16 protein-coding genes are annotated in these 17,712 nt (G+C 55.0%); 8 read left to right on the top strand and 8 right to left on the bottom strand.

Going from position 1 to position 17,712, the window contains the following annotated elements; translation table 11 throughout:
* Positions 1-327: 327 nt before the first annotated feature.
* The 6 genes from ACZ1HV_RS17315 to ACZ1HV_RS17290 all read left to right on the top strand — a co-directional run bounded on the left by ACZ1HV_RS17315 (position 328) and on the right by ACZ1HV_RS17290 (position 5,514).
* Complete coding sequence (locus tag ACZ1HV_RS17315) at positions 328-999, top strand: YggS family pyridoxal phosphate-dependent enzyme (RefSeq protein WP_298965887.1); 672 nt, start codon at positions 328-330, stop codon at positions 997-999.
* A gap of 264 nt (positions 1,000-1,263) precedes the next feature.
* Positions 1,264-1,494 (top strand): PLC family EF-hand domain-containing protein, encoded by a 231-nt coding sequence (locus ACZ1HV_RS17310; protein ID WP_298965883.1) that lies wholly within the window; start codon positions 1,264-1,266, stop codon positions 1,492-1,494.
* A 239-nt stretch (positions 1,495-1,733) separates the two neighbouring features.
* Entirely contained in the window at positions 1,734-2,726 is a 993-nt protein-coding gene (locus tag ACZ1HV_RS17305; protein ID WP_472715841.1) for a TRAP transporter substrate-binding protein, read from the top strand.
* Between the two features lie 139 nt (positions 2,727-2,865).
* A complete protein-coding gene (locus ACZ1HV_RS17300) occupies positions 2,866-3,360 on the top strand; it encodes a TRAP transporter small permease (RefSeq protein WP_472715840.1) in 495 nt (164 codons plus the stop codon).
* A complete protein-coding gene (locus ACZ1HV_RS17295; RefSeq protein ID WP_472715839.1) occupies positions 3,357-4,628 on the top strand; it encodes a TRAP transporter large permease in 1,272 nt (423 codons plus the stop codon). Before ACZ1HV_RS17300 ends, ACZ1HV_RS17295 begins: the two co-directional genes overlap by 4 nt.
* Positions 4,629-4,638: 10 nt before the next feature.
* The gene (locus tag ACZ1HV_RS17290) at positions 4,639-5,514 is read left to right on the top strand and encodes an isocitrate lyase/PEP mutase family protein (RefSeq protein ID WP_472715838.1); all 876 of its coding nucleotides are present in this window, start codon (positions 4,639-4,641) and stop codon (positions 5,512-5,514) included.
* A 16-nt stretch (positions 5,515-5,530) separates the two neighbouring features.
* Here ACZ1HV_RS17290 and ACZ1HV_RS17285 read toward each other — a convergent pair whose 3' ends face one another.
* The 6 genes from ACZ1HV_RS17285 to ACZ1HV_RS17260 form a co-directional block, all read right to left on the bottom strand.
* Positions 5,531-6,733 (bottom strand): AsmA family protein, encoded by a 1,203-nt coding sequence (locus ACZ1HV_RS17285; RefSeq protein WP_472715837.1) that lies wholly within the window; start codon positions 6,731-6,733, stop codon positions 5,531-5,533.
* The gene (locus tag ACZ1HV_RS17280; protein ID WP_472715836.1) at positions 6,730-8,424 is read right to left on the bottom strand and encodes an AsmA family protein; all 1,695 of its coding nucleotides are present in this window, start codon (positions 8,422-8,424) and stop codon (positions 6,730-6,732) included. Before ACZ1HV_RS17280 ends, ACZ1HV_RS17285 begins: the two co-directional genes overlap by 4 nt.
* Before the next feature lie 129 nt (positions 8,425-8,553).
* On the bottom strand, positions 8,554-9,711 hold the full coding sequence (locus ACZ1HV_RS17275; protein WP_472715835.1) for a DUF1513 domain-containing protein: 1,158 nt from the start codon (positions 9,709-9,711) through the stop codon (positions 8,554-8,556).
* A 69-nt stretch (positions 9,712-9,780) separates the two neighbouring features.
* Complete coding sequence (locus tag ACZ1HV_RS17270) at positions 9,781-10,764, bottom strand: imelysin family protein (RefSeq protein ID WP_472715834.1); 984 nt, start codon at positions 10,762-10,764, stop codon at positions 9,781-9,783.
* Complete coding sequence (locus tag ACZ1HV_RS17265; RefSeq protein ID WP_472715833.1) at positions 10,764-12,293, bottom strand: di-heme oxidoreductase family protein; 1,530 nt, start codon at positions 12,291-12,293, stop codon at positions 10,764-10,766. Before ACZ1HV_RS17265 ends, ACZ1HV_RS17270 begins: the two co-directional genes overlap by 1 nt.
* An 86-nt stretch (positions 12,294-12,379) precedes the next feature.
* Positions 12,380-13,642 (bottom strand): imelysin family protein, encoded by a 1,263-nt coding sequence (locus ACZ1HV_RS17260; RefSeq protein ID WP_298817485.1) that lies wholly within the window; start codon positions 13,640-13,642, stop codon positions 12,380-12,382.
* 305 nt (positions 13,643-13,947) lie between these two features.
* Between ACZ1HV_RS17260 and ACZ1HV_RS17255 the strand changes: the two genes are divergently transcribed.
* Together ACZ1HV_RS17255 and ACZ1HV_RS17250 are read left to right on the top strand one after the other, a co-directional pair.
* Positions 13,948-14,424: a tellurite resistance TerB family protein gene (locus tag ACZ1HV_RS17255; protein WP_152499544.1), complete on the top strand. Its 477-nt coding sequence runs from the start codon at positions 13,948-13,950 to the stop codon at positions 14,422-14,424.
* A 92-nt stretch (positions 14,425-14,516) separates the two neighbouring features.
* On the top strand, positions 14,517-15,269 hold the full coding sequence (locus ACZ1HV_RS17250; RefSeq protein ID WP_298817491.1) for a glutamine amidotransferase: 753 nt from the start codon (positions 14,517-14,519) through the stop codon (positions 15,267-15,269).
* A 60-nt stretch (positions 15,270-15,329) separates the two neighbouring features.
* Here the strand turns inward: ACZ1HV_RS17250 and ACZ1HV_RS17245 are convergent, their stop codons facing one another.
* Positions 15,330-16,892 (bottom strand): DUF1254 domain-containing protein, encoded by a 1,563-nt coding sequence (locus ACZ1HV_RS17245; RefSeq protein WP_298817494.1) that lies wholly within the window; start codon positions 16,890-16,892, stop codon positions 15,330-15,332.
* Between the two features lie 136 nt (positions 16,893-17,028).
* A complete protein-coding gene (locus ACZ1HV_RS17240) occupies positions 17,029-17,625 on the bottom strand; it encodes a cytochrome P460 family protein (protein ID WP_472715832.1) in 597 nt (198 codons plus the stop codon).
* Between the last annotated feature and the right edge of the window lie 87 nt (positions 17,626-17,712).

Raw genomic sequence — 17,712 nt, 5'->3', positions numbered from 1 at the left:
TTGTGAATGATTGACTGCCGGACTGTCACCAGAAATCCTGCCCGCGGTCAACATGTGTCAGGCGTTTGTGCCTGCTGAAGCCTGTTTATTGCGCAAAGCCGCATCCGTAAAGCGTTTGGAGGAGTGGATCAGGGACCTTTTCCGGCCAAAAGCGCACATGAAGTTGTTTTGCAGGAAGTGATACCGCTCGCAGACCGGGCCTTCGGCACTGAGGATTTAAGATGCCATTTGAAGCTGATTTCAAACATGGTTATGACAGACCGCATGGAGCCAATGTCAGAGACCGGAGTGTCTCTTTCGTCAGACCGTTTTCTCATGGAGAAATTGATGACCGATGCCGCTGAGCGCCTCGCCGCGACCCTGACCGACATCAGCAAGGCTGAGTCCGAATTCAGCCGGGCCTCAGGATCGGTCACATTGATTGCTGTTTCCAAAACATTCGACAGCGCATCAATTCGTCCGGTCCTGGACGCCGGCCAACGTGTCTTTGGCGAGAACCGGGTTCAGGAAGCGATGCAGAAATGGCCCGGACTGCGCGAAGATTTTGATGGGATCGAATTGCATCTGATCGGCCCCTTGCAGTCCAACAAGGCTAAAGAAGCGGTTGCAACATTCGACGTGATCCACACTGTGGACCGTCTGAAGATTGCGAAAGCGCTGAAATCGGAGATGGACAGGCAAGATCGCCAGCTGCCGTGCTTCATTCAGGTCAACACTGGCGAGGAACCGCAGAAGGCGGGAATTGCGCCTCAGGACGTTGACACATTCGTACGCGCTTGCCGCGACGGTGTCGGATTGAACATCGTCGGTCTCATGTGCATTCCACCCATTGATGAAGCTCCCGGTGAGCATTTTGCCCTTCTGGAGAAGATCGCTGCCCGCAACGCGATCAAAGGTCTCTCCATGGGCATGTCTTCGGACTACAAGACCGCGGTTGGCTTCGGCGCGACTCATGTTCGGGTCGGTTCGGCGATTTTCGGAGCGCGTGATTACCGTTAAGTGGCGTCAGGTGACGACAAACACGGCAAGAAAGCCTTTCTCAGTCGCGAAGCTGCCTGAAACTGTCAAAATTGACAGGAATTTGACCAACCAGTGACTGAATCGTTATGTCGGCCACAACAATGCCGCGACTTTTTCCTCAAGCGGCCCTTTGCCCGTCGCGATCCCACAGCAAAGTCCTCCCTGTTCCGGTTCGACGGGTCGCAGGGACCTGACGGATGGACGGAACACCAAGACCAAAACCAAACAGTTGGAGGTCATATCATGTCCAAACGTCTTACTGCCGCGATCCTCGTAGGTGCTTTCACCGTTTCTTCTGCGGCTCTTGCACAGGGCATGTCCTTTGAGGCAGTCGATAGCAACCAGGACGGTTTCGTGACTTTTGAAGAAATTACGGCTGCAAATCCGGCTATGTCGGAAGATCTTTTCAAAGCTGCGGACGCCAACCAGGACAGCATGCTGGATCCTGACGAGTTCGCAACAGTTCAGCCGTAACAACGGTTTCGGGCGGTTACCCCCATAACTCCGCCAGCGCGGCGCAGCCGCCCGATCAAGACCATCGCCGGAGGTCACGCCGGCGGTGGTTTTTTGTGTTTGGCCAAACCATCGCCGTTTTCCGAACTGACTGAATGGCTCAAGTGTTTGTTGAGTTATCGTAACGATTGTTCGGAACAGATTTCATTGACCCCAAATTGCAGCTTTGCCAGACTGGCCGGCGTATTTGGGAGGAAATCATGAAAACATTGAATTGGGCGCTCGGCGCCGCAATTGCGCTTGGTCTTTCTGCTGGCTCCGCTTTGGCAGCCGACACGACATTGCGGATTTCACTGCAGTTGCCGCTCACCAGCCATCTCGGCCAGAACCTGCTCCTCTTCAAGGAGGAAGTGGAAAAGAATTCAAACGGCGACATCGCGGTCGAGATTTATGATTCCGCCCAGCTTTACAAGGACAAGGAAGTCCCGGCGGCAGTTGGATCCGGTGCAATCGAGATGGGCGTCGCCTCACTCACCCGGTATGTCGGAGACGTTCCGGCGGTCGACATCTTCTATCAGCCGTTCCTGTTCGACACTGAAGACAAGGTTCGCGCGGCTGTCGCCCCCGGATCGGCTGTTCGTGGACCATTGGATGAGGCTATTCAAGACACCGGGTCGACCGTTCTGTGGTGGCAGGCCTATGGCGGCGCGATCATGCTGTCCAAGGAAACACCGATCAAAACACCTGAAGACATGAAGGGCAAAAAGGTTCGCGTTTTCGGCAAGACCCTCGGCGACTTCGTCAAGGCTGCAGGTGGAGCACCGACACTGATCTCAGGTTCAGAGCAATATCTTGCGTACCAGCGGGGCACCGTTGATATCGGCATGACCGGTGTTTCCGGTGTGAAATCCAGAAAGCTCTGGGATGTGATGGACACGATAACCGTCACCAACAATGCGGACATTGAGTTCATTGTCGTCGTCAACACGGATTTCTGGAACGGGCTGTCGGATGAGCACAAGGCGATTGTGGAAGCTGCGGCGCTAACGGCAGAAAACGATGTTCGTGATCGCATGTCTCAGATCGAGGCGGACGCCTATAAGGCAGCCGAAGAAAACGGCATGACGGTTTATCGTCCCACTGCGGACGAAATTGCCGCCTGGAAAACCGTCAGTGAACCCGTCTATGAGGCCTATATCGAGAAAACCGGTGATCTGGGTCAAAAGGTCATGGATGCTGCGAAAAAACTCTGACCTTGCCAAAACGAGACTGTTTCAAGCGATGATCGGCTTTACGCCGGTCATCGCACATGCTCGTTCTTCCATGTGACTGCCATCCGCCAGAACCGATTTCGCGGATCAGCGCCTGACCGCCGCCCATCCTGAGGGTTTCATGACCGCCTTTTCTTCATTGCTGCGCGCCCTGGCGTGGATCGCCGCACTTTTGTTCTTTTGTGCCGGAGGGATGCTGACCTATGAAGTGGCCGCCCGATATCTCTTCATCGCGCCAACGATCTGGGCTGCTGAGCTTTCGCAGCTTTGCCTGATCTGGGGAACAATGCTGGCAATGCCCTGGCTGCTTCAATCCGGTCGTCACATCGCTGTTGATGCGATTACGGAGCGCCTTGGACCCTTCGGGAAACGGCTTTGCTACGGCTTGTCGATGTTGGCCGTCGGTCTTTTCAGTGGAATTGTCACTTGGTTCGGTAGCGACATTTTCTGGGATTCCTTTGAACGTGGCAGAACCACGGGGTCCATGCTCGATTTGCCGACATGGGTTGCCGAACTGGCAATCCCGGTTGGCTTCGCCCTCCTTTTTGTTCAAGCCTTGTTGGAAGTCTTGAAAGCGATGCGCGGCACAATGCCTGGGGCGGATGCGCCTTCATGACCACGATTTTGATTCTTGCGGCTCTCTTCAGCCTTCTTCTGATCCGCGTTCCGGTTGCCTTTGCCCTCGGCGGGCTGGGACTGGCTCTGCTTCTGTTTGGCGACTTTTCACCGCTTATGGCTCCGCAAGCCATTCTCTCCACGCTGGATGGCTTCATTCTTTTGGCCGTACCGCTTTTCCTGTTGATGTCCAACATTCTGTTGAAAGGTGGGGTCGGCAAGGACCTCTTTGCAGCGGTTCATGCCTGGGTTGGACATTGGCCGGGCGGTCTGGCAGTGGCGACCATCATATCTTGTGGCATCTTCGCCGCGATATCCGGTTCGTCCGTGGCGACCGCGGCGACGATTGGCACGGTTGCCATCCCTGAAATGATCGAACGCGGATATCAGAAACGATTTGTCTATGGATTGTTGGCCGCCGGCGGCACGCTTGGCATTCTCATCCCGCCTTCCATTCCGATGATCGTTTATGGCTTCGTCACGGAGCAATCCGTCATTTCGCTGTTTCTCGCCGGGATAGGCCCGGGCCTTCTTCTGCTCACGCTGTTCATCGTTTTCTCCATGATTTATGCGCGCTGGTTCGGCGGATTTGAAGCGGTCCCAGCGGCAGGTTGGGAAACGAGATTCTGGGCGTCACTGCGCGCACTCCCCTCGGTCCTGTTGGCTGCTTATGTGATCAGAGTGATCTATATCGGCGCTGCAACCCCGACCGAAGCGGCGGCGATCGGCCTTGCCGGTGCGCTTGTGATTACACTCGCGATGCGGCGCTTAACATGGTTGTCGTTCCGTGAAGCCATTTTCGACAGCATGATAACGACCGTGGCTATCCTGATGATCGTGGCTGGCGCAAAAGTCTTCGGCAAGGCGATCACGCTCTATCGGATACCCCAGGACATTTCGATGTTCATCAGCCAGAATTTCGACACCCCTCTGACCTTTATCCTGGTCGTCTCGGTTGTCCTGCTGATCATGGGTCTGGTGTTTGAAGCCCTGTCCATGGTTCTGATCATGACACCGGTCCTCTTGCCGGCAGCACTGATCCTTGGTTTTGACCCGATATGGTTCGGCGTCTACATGGTGGTGATGGTTGAGTGCGCATTGATCACGCCGCCTGTCGGCCTCAATCTTTATGTGATCCAGTCGGTCGCCAAATCCAAATTGTCAGAGGTCGCCCGCGGCGTGCTGCCGTTCCTGGGATTGATGCTGTTCAGCGTTGCCATCCTTTATTTCTGGCCGGCTCTGGCCCTTTATATACCCTTTAATTTCTGAGGTTCGAACCATGCCATCTCCGGCCGACACCCTCCGTACGCTTCTGGCGCAGGACAAGCTGCACGTGATGCCCTGCTGCTATGATGCACTATCGGCGAAACTGATCGAACAGGCTGATTTCGATCTGACATTCATGTCGGGATTTGCCGCCTCTGCAAGTCGGATCGGCCAACCCGATCTCGGCTTGATGTCTTATTCGGAAGTACTTGATCAGGCCCGAAATATTACCGATGCCGTTTCCATTCCGGTGATAGCCGACGGAGATGAAGGATACGGAAACGCCATGAATGTTCGCCGGACAGTCACCGGCTTTGCAAAGGCTGGCGCGGCAGCCGTCATGATCGAGGATCAGTTTGCGCCAAAGCGATGCGGCCACACGCCGGGAAAGGCCGTTGTATCGCGGCAGGAAGCTTATGATCGCATTCGGGCCGCCGTCGACGCCCGCGCGGACGGAGCCGACATTCTCATCCTGGCCCGCACCGACGCGCGCCACGAACATGAACTTGGTGAGGCCATTGAAAGAGCCCGCATGTTCAAGGAACTTGGAGCTGACATTCTCTTCGTCGAGGCACCCAAAACCGTTTCGGAGATGGAAACCATTTGCCGGGAGCTGCCGGGACCCAAAATGGCCAACATCGTGGAAGGCGGCGAAACGCCGGACCTGTCACACAAGGATTTGAAGGAAATCGGGTATGCCATCGCCGCCTATCCGCTGACGCTGATGGCCAGCGCGATGAAGGCAATGGTCGGCACATTGGAACGCCTGAAACTTGATCAGGATCGCTCACCGGATCTCATGAGTTTCGCAGATCTGAGAGAACGCATCGGCTTCAACACTTACTACGAAGTGTCAGAGCAATACGACACGTCCAAAAGAGACAAATAGTCCGGCAAGCAGGAAACTAGTTGTTTTTCTTCTGCTTGCCGAAAACATTGCCAAGAAGGCCCGCAGGCAGTCCGAAACCTTCTTCTACCGCTTTCAGAACCTCTTCGTCGTCAACATCACCCTCAATGACTTTTTGAACATTGATTTGCGTGTTTCCGCCGGTTGCCCGTTCTATAACCTTGTTCGCTGCATCGACCAGTTCCTGCGAGGGTTCCTTGTTGCCTTGCAAGATGGAAATCAACTCGCCACCGGTTTTCTGCAGTTGCTTATAGGCAGCTTCCGGATTTTCCAGAATGCCTTTGATGTCCGGATAGATCCGCGGATCGTTCCAGGATCCTTCGATTACGATGGGCACGCCAAGGCCGGCCATTTTCTTGTCTTCGCCCTTTCGGCGCGGTTGAGGAGCTTGTCCTTCCAGCGTCGGGACAATCTTCGGCTCAACGCGCCAGGAAAGGCTTTGTTTCGGCATATCGGTTGTGCCTTTGCCCGTCATACGCAAAAGCGGGCCCACCATCGCCAGATCTTCGGTCTTGGCAACACCATTGTTGATCTGGAAGGTTGCACCGAGTGAGCTGAAGTCGGTCTTTTCCGACGCGTTGTCCTGCCAGCCCAGCAAGGTTTCAATCGAAAGACCACGCACCATTTTGGGAATGTTGATCCCCCGGATCGCACCATCCATGAATTGATAGCTCGCGGTTCCGTTCAGGCCTCGAACAAGCGCCTGCTCACTCGCCCCTTTGGAAGTGACATCCATATTGATGGTCGCCTTGCCTTCAATCCAGCTGAAATCAGCCGCATCACGCAACAAGGGGTAGGAATCGAGGCTGGTCAGTGCGAATTTCGCCGCGATATCAGGCGTGTCAGAAGACCCGTTGAGCTTGACCGTTCCGGTTCCCTTGCCATTGTAAAGCGACAGATTTTCCAGGTTTGCCGTCAGGAGACCGTTCTCTATGGTCGCGGAAAGTGCAGACTGATCGATCTTGATCTTGTCCCATCGGATTTCCTGCGTTGTTACCTTGAAGTCCGCATCGACAGCCCTCAACCCGGAAAAATCGATCGGCTCGTTGCTCCACCCACCATTTTTGCCAGTGTTACCACCGCTATTGCCGCCACCGTTGCCGCCTGAGGATCCGGAAGAAGAAGCCTTTCCGCCCGATTGCGCGCTGCCGCCGAGATATGGGTCAAGAACCAGCGCCCCTAATGCGAGGCGGGCAGTCACCTTCGGCTTGCCGGCAAGTTCAATACGTCCATTTGCCTCGCCAGAAGTGCTGTCCAGTGTAAAACGGGTTTCCTCAAATGTGATTGTTTCGCCCTGAACACCGAAAATGCCGGATGCCTTGAAGGTTTTGAGCCCCCTCCCGCACCAATCGGCTGTCCCATCCAGGCCATAAGGCCGCGCAGATCCGCAGTGTCCAGACGAACAGCGCCGTCAACTGCGCCCGTACGCGCAACCCATCCGTCAAAGCCCGCGCCAACGCGATTGCCTTTTATCGTCACCGAGACCGGCGCTTCGCCTCCGGCCAGAAGTTTGGCCGTATTAGCATTGCCGGTAAGCGTAAAGCCTTCACCACGCCAGGTCATTGCACCGCTGAGGGATATCGGCTTTTCCAGGCCCTGCATCTCAACATCCATGGCAAGGTTGGTCAGTCGATCTGCTTCCGGGTCACCGCCGACGGCAGACGCGAGGCCGAGACCGCCGATTTCACCCTCCGAAATCGAAACCGATCCGTTTATGTCGAGCCCTGCCACCAACTCCTCGCCGGTAAGACCGACCGTGTCAAACGCAAGATCAGCACTCAATTTTCCACTTGCCGGCAAATCCTGTCCGGAAAGCAACAGAAGATCCGCAATCGAACCATCCTTGAGCACAAGCCGACCGGAAAGTTCCGGCACAAGGCCGGAAAAGTCCGCGTCTGCGGCACCTCCAAGCGACAATTGACCGAGCGTAATGTGCAGATCAGCCAACGAAACCGCAGCTTCTGTGCCTGAAACCTTGGCGTCCATATTGAAGGCACCGGGATCCGTCGCCAGATCCTGACCAACGAGCGCGGCAAGGGCCTTGAGCGAAGGTCCGGACCCTTCAATCGCCAACTCGGCGCGTGCAGGTTCGATACCCGCCTCGCCTCCGACCGTGATCTTGTTATCAGCGGAAGATACAATGAGGTTGACCGGGACCTGATCACCTGAAACCAGTCCGAGCGGATTTGTCAGGGAACCTTCGACCCCAAGCGGAATCTCGTTGAAGACAAAACTGGAATTCAGGTCAACGACACCGGACAGGTCCGGAGCATTGAGAGAAAGGTTCAGGTCGGTAACCTTGATGGGCTCAGGCGTGGACAGATCTTTATAGGTTACCGTCCCGCCGGTGATCTCAAGGCTGTCGACACCAATACTTTTCAGATATCCCTCCGAAGGTGCTGAACCACCGCCGTCAGCCTCTGCGGTTGCGTCCGTCTGCGCAGGCGCTTCAACCACTCTTGGTGCGGCTTGCTGATTGTCGGAATCAGCTTCAACTGCCAACGCGCGACGCGGTTCCCAGCTGGTCGTGCCGTTTGGTCCGATTTCGAGATAAATATCCGGTTGATTCAGCGAAATGCCTGTCACCTGTATGTTGCCGGACAGCAGTCCGCCCCAGGCCAAGCCAAATTCCATACGCTCGGCTTTGGCAAATTCAATGCCGTCTGCACCGGCTTCTCCGGAGAGGCCGATTTGCTCCGCAACCAGCGAAAACCCAGGGAACAGCGACAGGGAAACAGGACCATCCAGCCTAACCCGCCAGCCAAGGCGTTGGTCCACCTGTTCAACCACCTGGCGCTTGATCTCATCCTTGGGCAGGAACAGTGGTACGACCAATATGATGGTCACCAGCATGAATACCAGGCTGCCCAGTCCGATCAAAAGCCGTCGCATTAAAGTGCCTTTCATCTCCTCGAATCGGCCTCAATGTAGACCAATACGGCAACAAACATGCCTGATGAATTTGACAAAAGCAGGAATTGTCGCGGTTTCAAGGCCGATTGGCCTGATTTCGGTGCGAATTTAGGAAATAGAAGACATGTGATTGTCCCAGGAGTAACCTGGCGGCCGCGCGATTATTTCGGCTGGAGCGTCAAGCTCACCAACATAAGAAAGCGCACCATTGCCGTCTGAAATCAGGAATCCGGCCTGATCGATCGGTGCGACACCGCACCCGTCGGGAATGGGTTTTGCCCCCAGGAAAGCTGAAGTTGACGTGTCCCAGAAAAGCGTTTGATCACCACGCGGGGCAGACGTTGCGATCACACTGCCATCGTTGTTGGCGGTCACCGAACCGATGTAGTTTTCAAGCCCGGCAGCAACGGGTGTCGGGATTGCCGTTGGGCGAGGCGGCTGGTCCCGTTCAACAACAACGACCAGCGGCGGCGTTTCACTTTCCGGCCCTTCGAACTGGCCGCCAACCCACACTCTTCCGGCAGCGTCCATCGCCATATGACGCAATGAAACCTGGTGCAGGGAGCGCGGAAGCGTCTGCGAGGACAGAAGATCGCCGGTCTCAGCATCAAGAAAAACGATCGACGGCGCCATGCTATCGAGATTCAGCTTCTCGCGCGCCCTGTCCGGATGGGTTTCGATGCCACCATTTGCGACGATAAGCACGCGTCCATCGGCGCTCATCAGAATATCGTGAGGGCCAACCCCGAACGTATCGAGCTCTCCGATACGTTTTGGCTCGGCAGCACTCATATCGTAAACACCGACAACACCCCGAGCCGCATCAAAGTCGTTCTCAACCGAATAAAGCAACCGTCCGTCGGCCGAAAAACACCCGTGCCCATAAAAGTGCCGGCCTTTGGAGGCGGTCAGGACATAAGGTTCCACACGATCGAAAGGATGAATGACGACCGCAAATGCACCGGGTCGTCTTGCAAATGCAACCCAGCAGGACTTGTCCGGGGAAATTGCTACCCCGTGCCCTCTGCCCGGCAGGGAGACTTCAGCCAGTACCTGACCAAGGTCATCCAGAATACCAATTCCGTAGGTTCCGTTAGACTTTCGGAAGGCACTGGCAAAGAGCGGGACGCCCTCATTGGCCTGACGACTGATCAGGCTTTCTGCCAGCGTTGATTTTGCAAAAACCGGCGTTGCGGCGAGGCTTCCAAGTCCGGCCAAAAACTGGCGTCGGGAAAATGCCGTCGGCCTAGTCGCCGTCAAGCGCATTGAAGCCTCCAGCAAGATCCAACGCTCCGGCAAGCTCAAGAGCGACGGTGTCCCTGATTGACTTGACAGTTATGGCGAGGACGCTGACCAGCCTGTAGCTGTCCCCCTTTTTGAACGAATAGCGCAAAGGGGGTCCAGCTGCGTCAGGATCTTCTGAGCATTTCCGAACTCAAAGTTCAGCGTGTCGAAAATCCACGTGAAATCCTGCGGCGTCAGTTTTTTCAAGTTCAGGCTTGATATCGACTGCTCAATCCCCTGCAACTCACTGGACAAGAACGTGACGCCATTGCCCGAACGCGAAAAAGGAAAGCGCCGGGGTTTGGCCTTCTCTTCAGAAGTTCCGAGCGCAGGCAAAAGATCCTGATCGCGCACAACAATCAGACCGGTGACCAACGCATTGAAAACGGACTCCATAGCCTCTTTGGAAGTCTTGAACCGCGCATCGCTGCCACCTGGTGTCAGCAAAGCTTCAGTGTAGCCGTCCGGATTTGCCCAACTCGCGTCAAGGGCAACTGCGATGGCGTGTGTGTTCTTTGCTATTGCGAGAGCATAGCCGCACGTAAATTCCGCGTCATCGTCCGGTTTACCCAGTCGCACCTTGCCAGACTTGTCAAAAGCGATCAGCTCCAGCGCTGTCAGGCCCTGAACCGCGACACTCTTCTTCGCAAGGCCAATGGCATCAAGAGCGTCCTCGTCCTTTTGCGCATAAAGCTTGCGAAGCTGTCGTGATCCGATGCCGCGAGGATCAGGAATAAACGCCAGGCGGCTTAGCCTGTCCTGATCAAGAAGTGGCCCGAAGCGCAGGAATTGAATGCGCCCGAAGTCATGAACAGTTTCGGAAAACACCTGTTGGAACTCGCGGCCAGCAACTTCGTTTGGATCGAGACAGACAGTTTCGACCGCCTCAGGCAGTTTCTCGGTAGAGGAGACAAATTCTTGAAAAGCCGGCTGAATGTAGCCGGTGATCATATTTTCAAGATTTGGCTTATAGACCTGCGCCAGTGCCGAAGCCGAAGCAGTCAGGACGATGGCCATCGCTACAATCAGGCGCATTACAGGGACTCCAAAAACCTGATCAGATATCGGCGATCATCCGGCGACAGGTTGATAACGTTGTTTCGCGCTTGCTCAGCCTCACCACCATGCCACAACACCGCCTCAAGCAGATTGCGCGCGCGACCGTCATGCAAAAACCGGGTGTGTTTGTTCACCGTTTCAGTCAAACCGATACCCCAAAGCGGCGGCGTGCGCCACTCCCGGCCGGTCGCGTCTCCAACGGGCCGGTGATCGGCAAGGTCTGGGCCCATGTCATGAAGCAACAGGTCGGTGTATGGCCAGATCAGCTGAAAGCGGTGAGCAGGATTTTCCGCAAGTCGACTGGTGACATATTTAGGCTGGTGGCAAGCAGTGCACCCGGATGCATAAAAAACTTCCTTGCCCTTGAGGACTTCCGGATCCTCGACATCCCGCCTTACCGGTACTGCGAGGTTTTCGGAATAGAAGGTCACGAGCTCCATAACCGGGTCCGGCGCTTCCGATGGACCAAGCTGAGCCTGTTCACCATGCGGCATGGACCTGCACGAAGTCTGAGCCTTGGTACAATCCCCGAAATTGTCGGGCTTGTCGGGTGTACTGATGCCAATATCACCGGCAAACGCCCCGGCAGTCTGGGCACGAATTGTCGGATTGGAGGCTTTCCAGCCGAACCGGCCGAGGGTCAACTCACCAGATTGCGGATCCCTCACCTGACTGAGTTTTCCTGATATTCCGTCTCCGTCCTCATCAGTCGGGTCGGCAAGCGCTTCAATAGCTCCGGGGTGGATCGCCTGCAACAATCCGAGCCCAATCATCGGCGGAGCAACCCTGGGCGAAATCAATGTATCGGGATGCATGTCGCCATAGCCGAGGTCGCGGATCCTGTAGATCGGCCTTTGCAGCACGGCCGTTTCACCACCATTCAGTGATATCTCTATGTCTTCAAATTCAATATCGAACTTACCTTCACCGGACAAACCGGGCACGGCGAAAGCCTGAAACTGTCCGCCATATGTTGGCTCCGGAATGGAGAGAAGCAATTTCTCAGTGAGTGCCTGACGCTGTTCATCATCTTGCGGAGGTATCGACAATCTCAAAAACAGCGATACGGCCTCATCTCCCGGACGAGGCGGACGGCCGCGCCCGTCCTTCAGGTGGCAGCCCTGGCACGATCTGGCATTATAGAGAGGTCCCAAACCGTCGGAAGCCTGAGTAGAGGCTGGCGAAGAAGCCCAAAGTTTCTTGAAAAGCCCGTTTCCGACCTTGAACAGATGCTGCTCGTCAAATGTGAGATTTGAGTTGGAGTGAGAGAAGGCATCTCTGCTCGGTCGCCGTTTCGACGTACCCGCGCCTCCCTGCATCTGTTCGAAGGATTCGGCTTTTTCGAAGTCCGTAGCCAGACCAAGCACGCGTGCTGCCTTTTGCCGGTCGGCTTCGGTAAGGTCGTCTCGATAAGTGAGGACGCCGGTGCCATAGGCCGGGTATGCAATGACCAAGAAAACAGAAGCAGCGCCCAATGCGGCGCTCAGTTTGGGGACCAGTCCCATTATTCGCATCCTGATTGTGCCCGCGAGCCCCAATTCGCGGGTGCCGGCACCAGGCGGCTCAACGACCGCCTGGCACACCTTAAGACTTATTCGAAGACAGCGCCTGGATTGTCCAGGCTGTCTGAGCCTTCAAAGGCGATCTCATCAAGCTCAAGCACCTTCACCACGCGTTCGATGGACGTTGTCTGGTCAACAAGCGCATCAACAGCTGCCTGCACGACAGCGTTGCCTTCCTCGTTGCCCTCACCGATCATCTGATCGTAGGCTTCACCGCCTTCAGCACGGGTCTTCATGGCCTCAAATGCGGCCAGCGTTGCATCAAGCTTGGTTTTCATTTCTTCCGCAAGCGCAGGGTCTTTTTCCGCAACAAGTTCGGCCAGAGAAGCACCGGAGACATTGTTGCCGAGTGGGCTTGCGTATTCACCAAAATAGACATTTCGGATCCCGACCACATCATTGTAGTGCGACATGTGCGTGTTGTCGGAAAAACAATCATGCTCTTCTTCCGGGTCATGAAGCATCAAGCCAAGCTTCATCCGTTCACCGGCCAGTTCGCCATAGGAAAGCGACCCCATACCGGTCAAAATCGTTGCCAGTCCGCCAGTTTCGCCCTTGCCGCCAAGCTCCTCGCGCGCGGCACCACCTGGAGCCCAAGCAGCTGTCATTTCTTCCAAATCGGAGATCAACAGATCGGTGACAGCCTTGAGATACTGAACACGGCGCTCGCAATTGTCGCCGGTGCAGTTTGCTGTATCGAAATCGGTTGCCGGCCGGCTGCCCGCTCCAGCGTCGGTTCCGTTCAGGTCCTGGCCCCAAAGCAGGAATTCGATCGCGTGATATCCGGTGGCAACATTGGCCTCCACTTCACCAGCTTCCTGGAGTGTGTTGGCCAAAAGATCGGCAGTGATCTCAGTCGCATCGACAGTTTCACCACCGACTTTCAGGGTCGGATTTGCGATGACATTCGCGGCGTAAAAATCATTCTCTTCAGACTCATCACCATAGGACGCATCGACGTAGTCGATCAGGCCTTCATCCAATGGCCAGGCGTTTACCTTGCCTTCCCAATCGTCGACGATGGCGTTGCCAAACCGATAGGCTTCGGTCTGCTGATACGGATTGCGGGCCTCGATCCACGCAGTACGGGCAGCTTCCAGATTTGCTTCGGTCGGCTCTGCAATCAATTGATCGATTGCGCTTTTCAACGTCTTGGCGGTTTCAAGTGAGTCAGCGTATTTCTGCTGGGCAATGTCGCCATAGGTCGACAAAACATCCCCCGGCGCTGCGGACAATGCCGGCGTGGCAATAAGTGCTGTTGCGGCCAAAAGGCCAAACTTAAAAGATTTCATTGTTCCATCCCGGTGTCTGCAGGCCTGCAGAAAAGAGAGTTTGTGGCAGGCCTATTCCGAAAATTTTGGCGGCCAGCGAGTGCTGTGCAGATCGTACGGAAACCATTTTATGAGGCAAAAAGTCAAGATAAAAATACTAAAAAATCAATACTTTAGAACAATTCCAAAAAGTTGACTGGGAAGTGTAAGTTTAACTACGCATATATAAGCCATAAATCAGACATCAATCCTTTGATGCTAGTGAGGGAATGGTATAGCTATAAAAATAGACCGGATCGGACGCCGGAAAACGGGAAGAAAACAAGATGCTCAATGCACTGAAAAGCTTTGTACGGGAACTTACCTTTGGTGATAGCGGTGAAAAGACTTTCGCCGAAGACGACAAGCGACTTGCAGCTGCCGCACTCCTGTTTCATCTGATCGACATTGATGGCGTTATTGAAGAGAGCGAAAGCCAGAAACTTCGGCAGATACTCCAGAACCACTACGAACTGTCGGACAAGGAAACGACTGAACTCATTTCAGCAGCCAAGCAACGGGATGAGGAAGCCGTCGACCTTTATGGCTTCACATCGGTTCTCAAACGCACTGCGGATGAAGACGAGCGCCTCGCGATCGTCGAGATGATGTGGGAGATCGTCTATGCGGACGGTCACGTCCATGAATTTGAAGACAACACGATCTGGCGCGTTGCGGAACTTCTGGGCGTCTCAACCCGTGATCGCATGACGCTTCGCCACAAGGTTGCGCAAACCGCGCCGGAAGCCGATGAAACCAGCTGACGCCTTGCTGGAAGCAACGCCAGCTGTTCATTACTGACAGGCGACGTCCTACGGGACTCGATTTCCGAGATCACCTGCCTCATATTAAAGGCATGAAATTTCAGTCAAGTCAGGGCAGCCGCCCCAAAATTCTGATCATTCTGCACCAGGAGCATTCTTCACCAGGCCGGGTCGGTCAGGAATTGGTGAAACGGGGATTTGCGCTGGACATCCGCAAGCCAAGGTTTGGCGACAGCTTGCCCGACACAATGGATGGGCACGCGGGCGCGGTCATATTTGGCGGGCCAATGAGTGCCAACGACCCGGATGCGTTTGTCCATAAGGAGATTGACTGGATCAGCGTTCCGCTTGCTGAACAAAAGCCATTCCTCGGCATTTGTCTCGGTGCGCAAATGATGGTGAAAAATCTTGGCGGCAGCGTGTCCGGGCATCGCGACGATCTGGTCGAAATTGGATATTACCCACTACGGGCGACCGAGCCCGGCCAGGCACTCATGAGCTGGCCAGGAAAGGTCTATCAGTGGCATCGTGAGGGGTTCAGCCTGCCGCGCGGAGCGGAATTGCTCGCAACCAGCCCGACCTATACCAACCAGGCAATCCGTGTCGGACCGGCAGCCTATGGCATTCAGTTTCATCCTGAGCTTACGCATCAGATGATGGTTCGCTGGACCACCAAAGGCGCTCCCCGCATGGAACTCCCCGGAGCCCAACAACGCCGCGATCACTTCGCAGGCCGACTGGTCTATGACCCTGCAGTAAAAAGATGGCTCGACAGCTTCCTGGATCAATGGATCGGGTCCGCTGCAATGCCGAAGGTTCACTCGGCACTGAAAGCAGCCGAATGACCACGAAGTCGTTTCATAACCGATAGTCAGATCGGTACATCAAGACACGGAATGCATCGCTTACTCAAGCGGCTCGATCTCGCCGGGCCGCCACGTTTTTTCAAACCAGGCCTTCTCTGGCCCATAAAGCCGCAGGATCGTGAACCAGCCCTTTCCGGGGATCGTCTCGATCCAGTTCTGTTCATTTCCAGAAGGTGCTTGTGGACCAAAATAGAGCGTTACCGATCCATCCTCATTTGCAAGCAGCTTGTCGCGCTTGTTGTTTTTGCTCGGAAAGGGCTGGCCTGTTTGCAGTTCTGAACGCGTTTGCGGGTCGTAGGCGACCACCGACCAGAAATCCTTGGCCGGCACATTAGACGGAATATCAAGCTTGTAGGTCTTGGAGCCGTCCAGAAAGTCCCCCGATACGTCGGTAACGTTGAGCGCATATTGTGAGCCCTTGCCGGGCAGTTTCAGCACCATAGCGGGCGTGTTCACTGTTGCCATGTAAAAGAACATGGTTCTGGCATCCAGATACCGCCCCCCGTTGCCCTTGTCCCGAAGCCACTGCCAGTCGCCGCCAATAAACGCGGTGTACCATCCGCTATCGTCATAAAGATAAGCGCTCTTGTCGCGCGGCTTCAGCCAGATGGACCTGGCCATTGCGTTGCCGACCGCAACCGCCTCGATCAACAGTTGCTTCATCCGTGGGTCCGGATCGAACGGCTTTCCTTTTTCGATACCGATTGCGGCGGCAAGCCCCCGAAGTTCCGGATCGAAGGTGGAGATGGGTTCCCGGTCGATCACTGCATGCAGTTCATTGTAAAATTCGAATGTGTTGGCGTGGATTGTGTTGAAGACCTTTTTGGAGGCATTGATAAACACCATTTCCGGCGGCGTTGCCTTGTCTTTCAACGGGTAGATCTTCAACCCGTCCCTATAGGACTGTACCGCGACATCCGTTTTTCCGTCGACCAGAAATCCGCGGGCGATAAACCAGTTGATATAGCTGGTCGACTTTGACACGAAGTAGGTTTCACCATCGACCTCGGCTTCATAGCCACCGACCGGAGGATCGAGTTCCCCTTCGTAGTCGGGCGGAAGTATCAGATACCTTCCACCTTCCCCCTTGTCGGGGCCGGGGACACCCATATCGGTCACAAAACGAAAATAGGCATCGTTTACAGTTGTCGGACCCTGTCCCTTGGGCACTTCGATAACCACAGGGCCGTCGCGCTGAAGGTCCAGGATCGCCGTGCCATAAACTGTGTCTGTATTGCCAGTCAGGAACAACGGATTTGAATCCATCAGTTGTTCAAAAACGGCAATCTTGTTGGATGCGTCCAGCCCGATCTCAAGCAGACCACGGCGGATCCCCTCAATCGAGGTTGCCGGAATGAAGTTCAAAAACACTTCAGCACCGCGCATGAAATCGAGAACATCGAACATAAGGGTACTGGTCTCGGGTGTCGGCCTGCCGTCGATGAACTTGAGGGTGCCGAAACGGGTCTCGACTTCGTCCGGCGTCAAGATGTCTTCAGGGATCGGCGTATTGTATCCCGGTGGATTGACGGTTTTGTCCGATGCCAAACCCGGCTGACCGAGACAAAGACAAGCGGCAAACAAAAGACCAGTTCGTTTCATCATTCCCTCCCGGAAGTCACACAGGCATCGCACTCGGCAGCCTTTGAACAACTGGAAGACGAAACAGAAAATGAATCAAGCTGGTGATTTTGCCGGTGGAGCGTCATCGCTCCACCGATGGGTCAACTCATAAAGGCTACCTGATACGCGCGTCTTCGACCGGATAACCAAGACCGCCTTGCTCGCCAAAGTTTTCCAGGTGACATTCACTGCATGCGGTCATGACATTGACCGCTTGAGGGGCACCATTCGGCGCAACCATCATGTAGTACCAGTCACCGGTCTCCTGTGACGTACCCGCGCTTACCTTTTCCATCAGAAACAGAGGGCCCTTGCTGACTTTGCCGTCATCGTCGATCGCAAAGGATTCCTTGGCGATCTTTGTGCCAGCCGGAACCTGAACATCCTCCGGCTTGTATTTCAGATATTCATCCGCACCGATCGCATTCACGTAGGTGACAAGAAACCGCCCCCCATGAAATCCGGGTGCTGCGGGAAAGGCACTTGCTTTTGTCCAGCCCGGATAGTCTTTGACAAAGTCTTCGGAGATCCAGCGTTTCGGGCCTTCTTGATATCCCGCCTGCAGATCGGCTTTCAAACAATCATAGACGCTCTCTGCTTCGTCGCCGCTGAGTTCATAGCCAGGTTTGTCGACATCGCAGGCAGCATGCGCTGTCGCGGAAATCAAAAGTGTTGCAAAAACTCCTCCCAGATAAATCGGTAGCTTCTTCATTTCTCTCTCCCATTGTCGCCAGCCCCGCGTGGAGCTGAAGGAAAGAAGCTTCCGGTCCAGAAAGGCGCACGCACAATTCACATGACC

The sequence above is a fragment of the Roseibium sp. JB4-4 genome, from assembly GCF_055693425.1.
The sequence above is the reverse complement of the archived record's forward strand: the minus strand, read 5'-3'. Positions and strand labels throughout refer to the sequence as shown.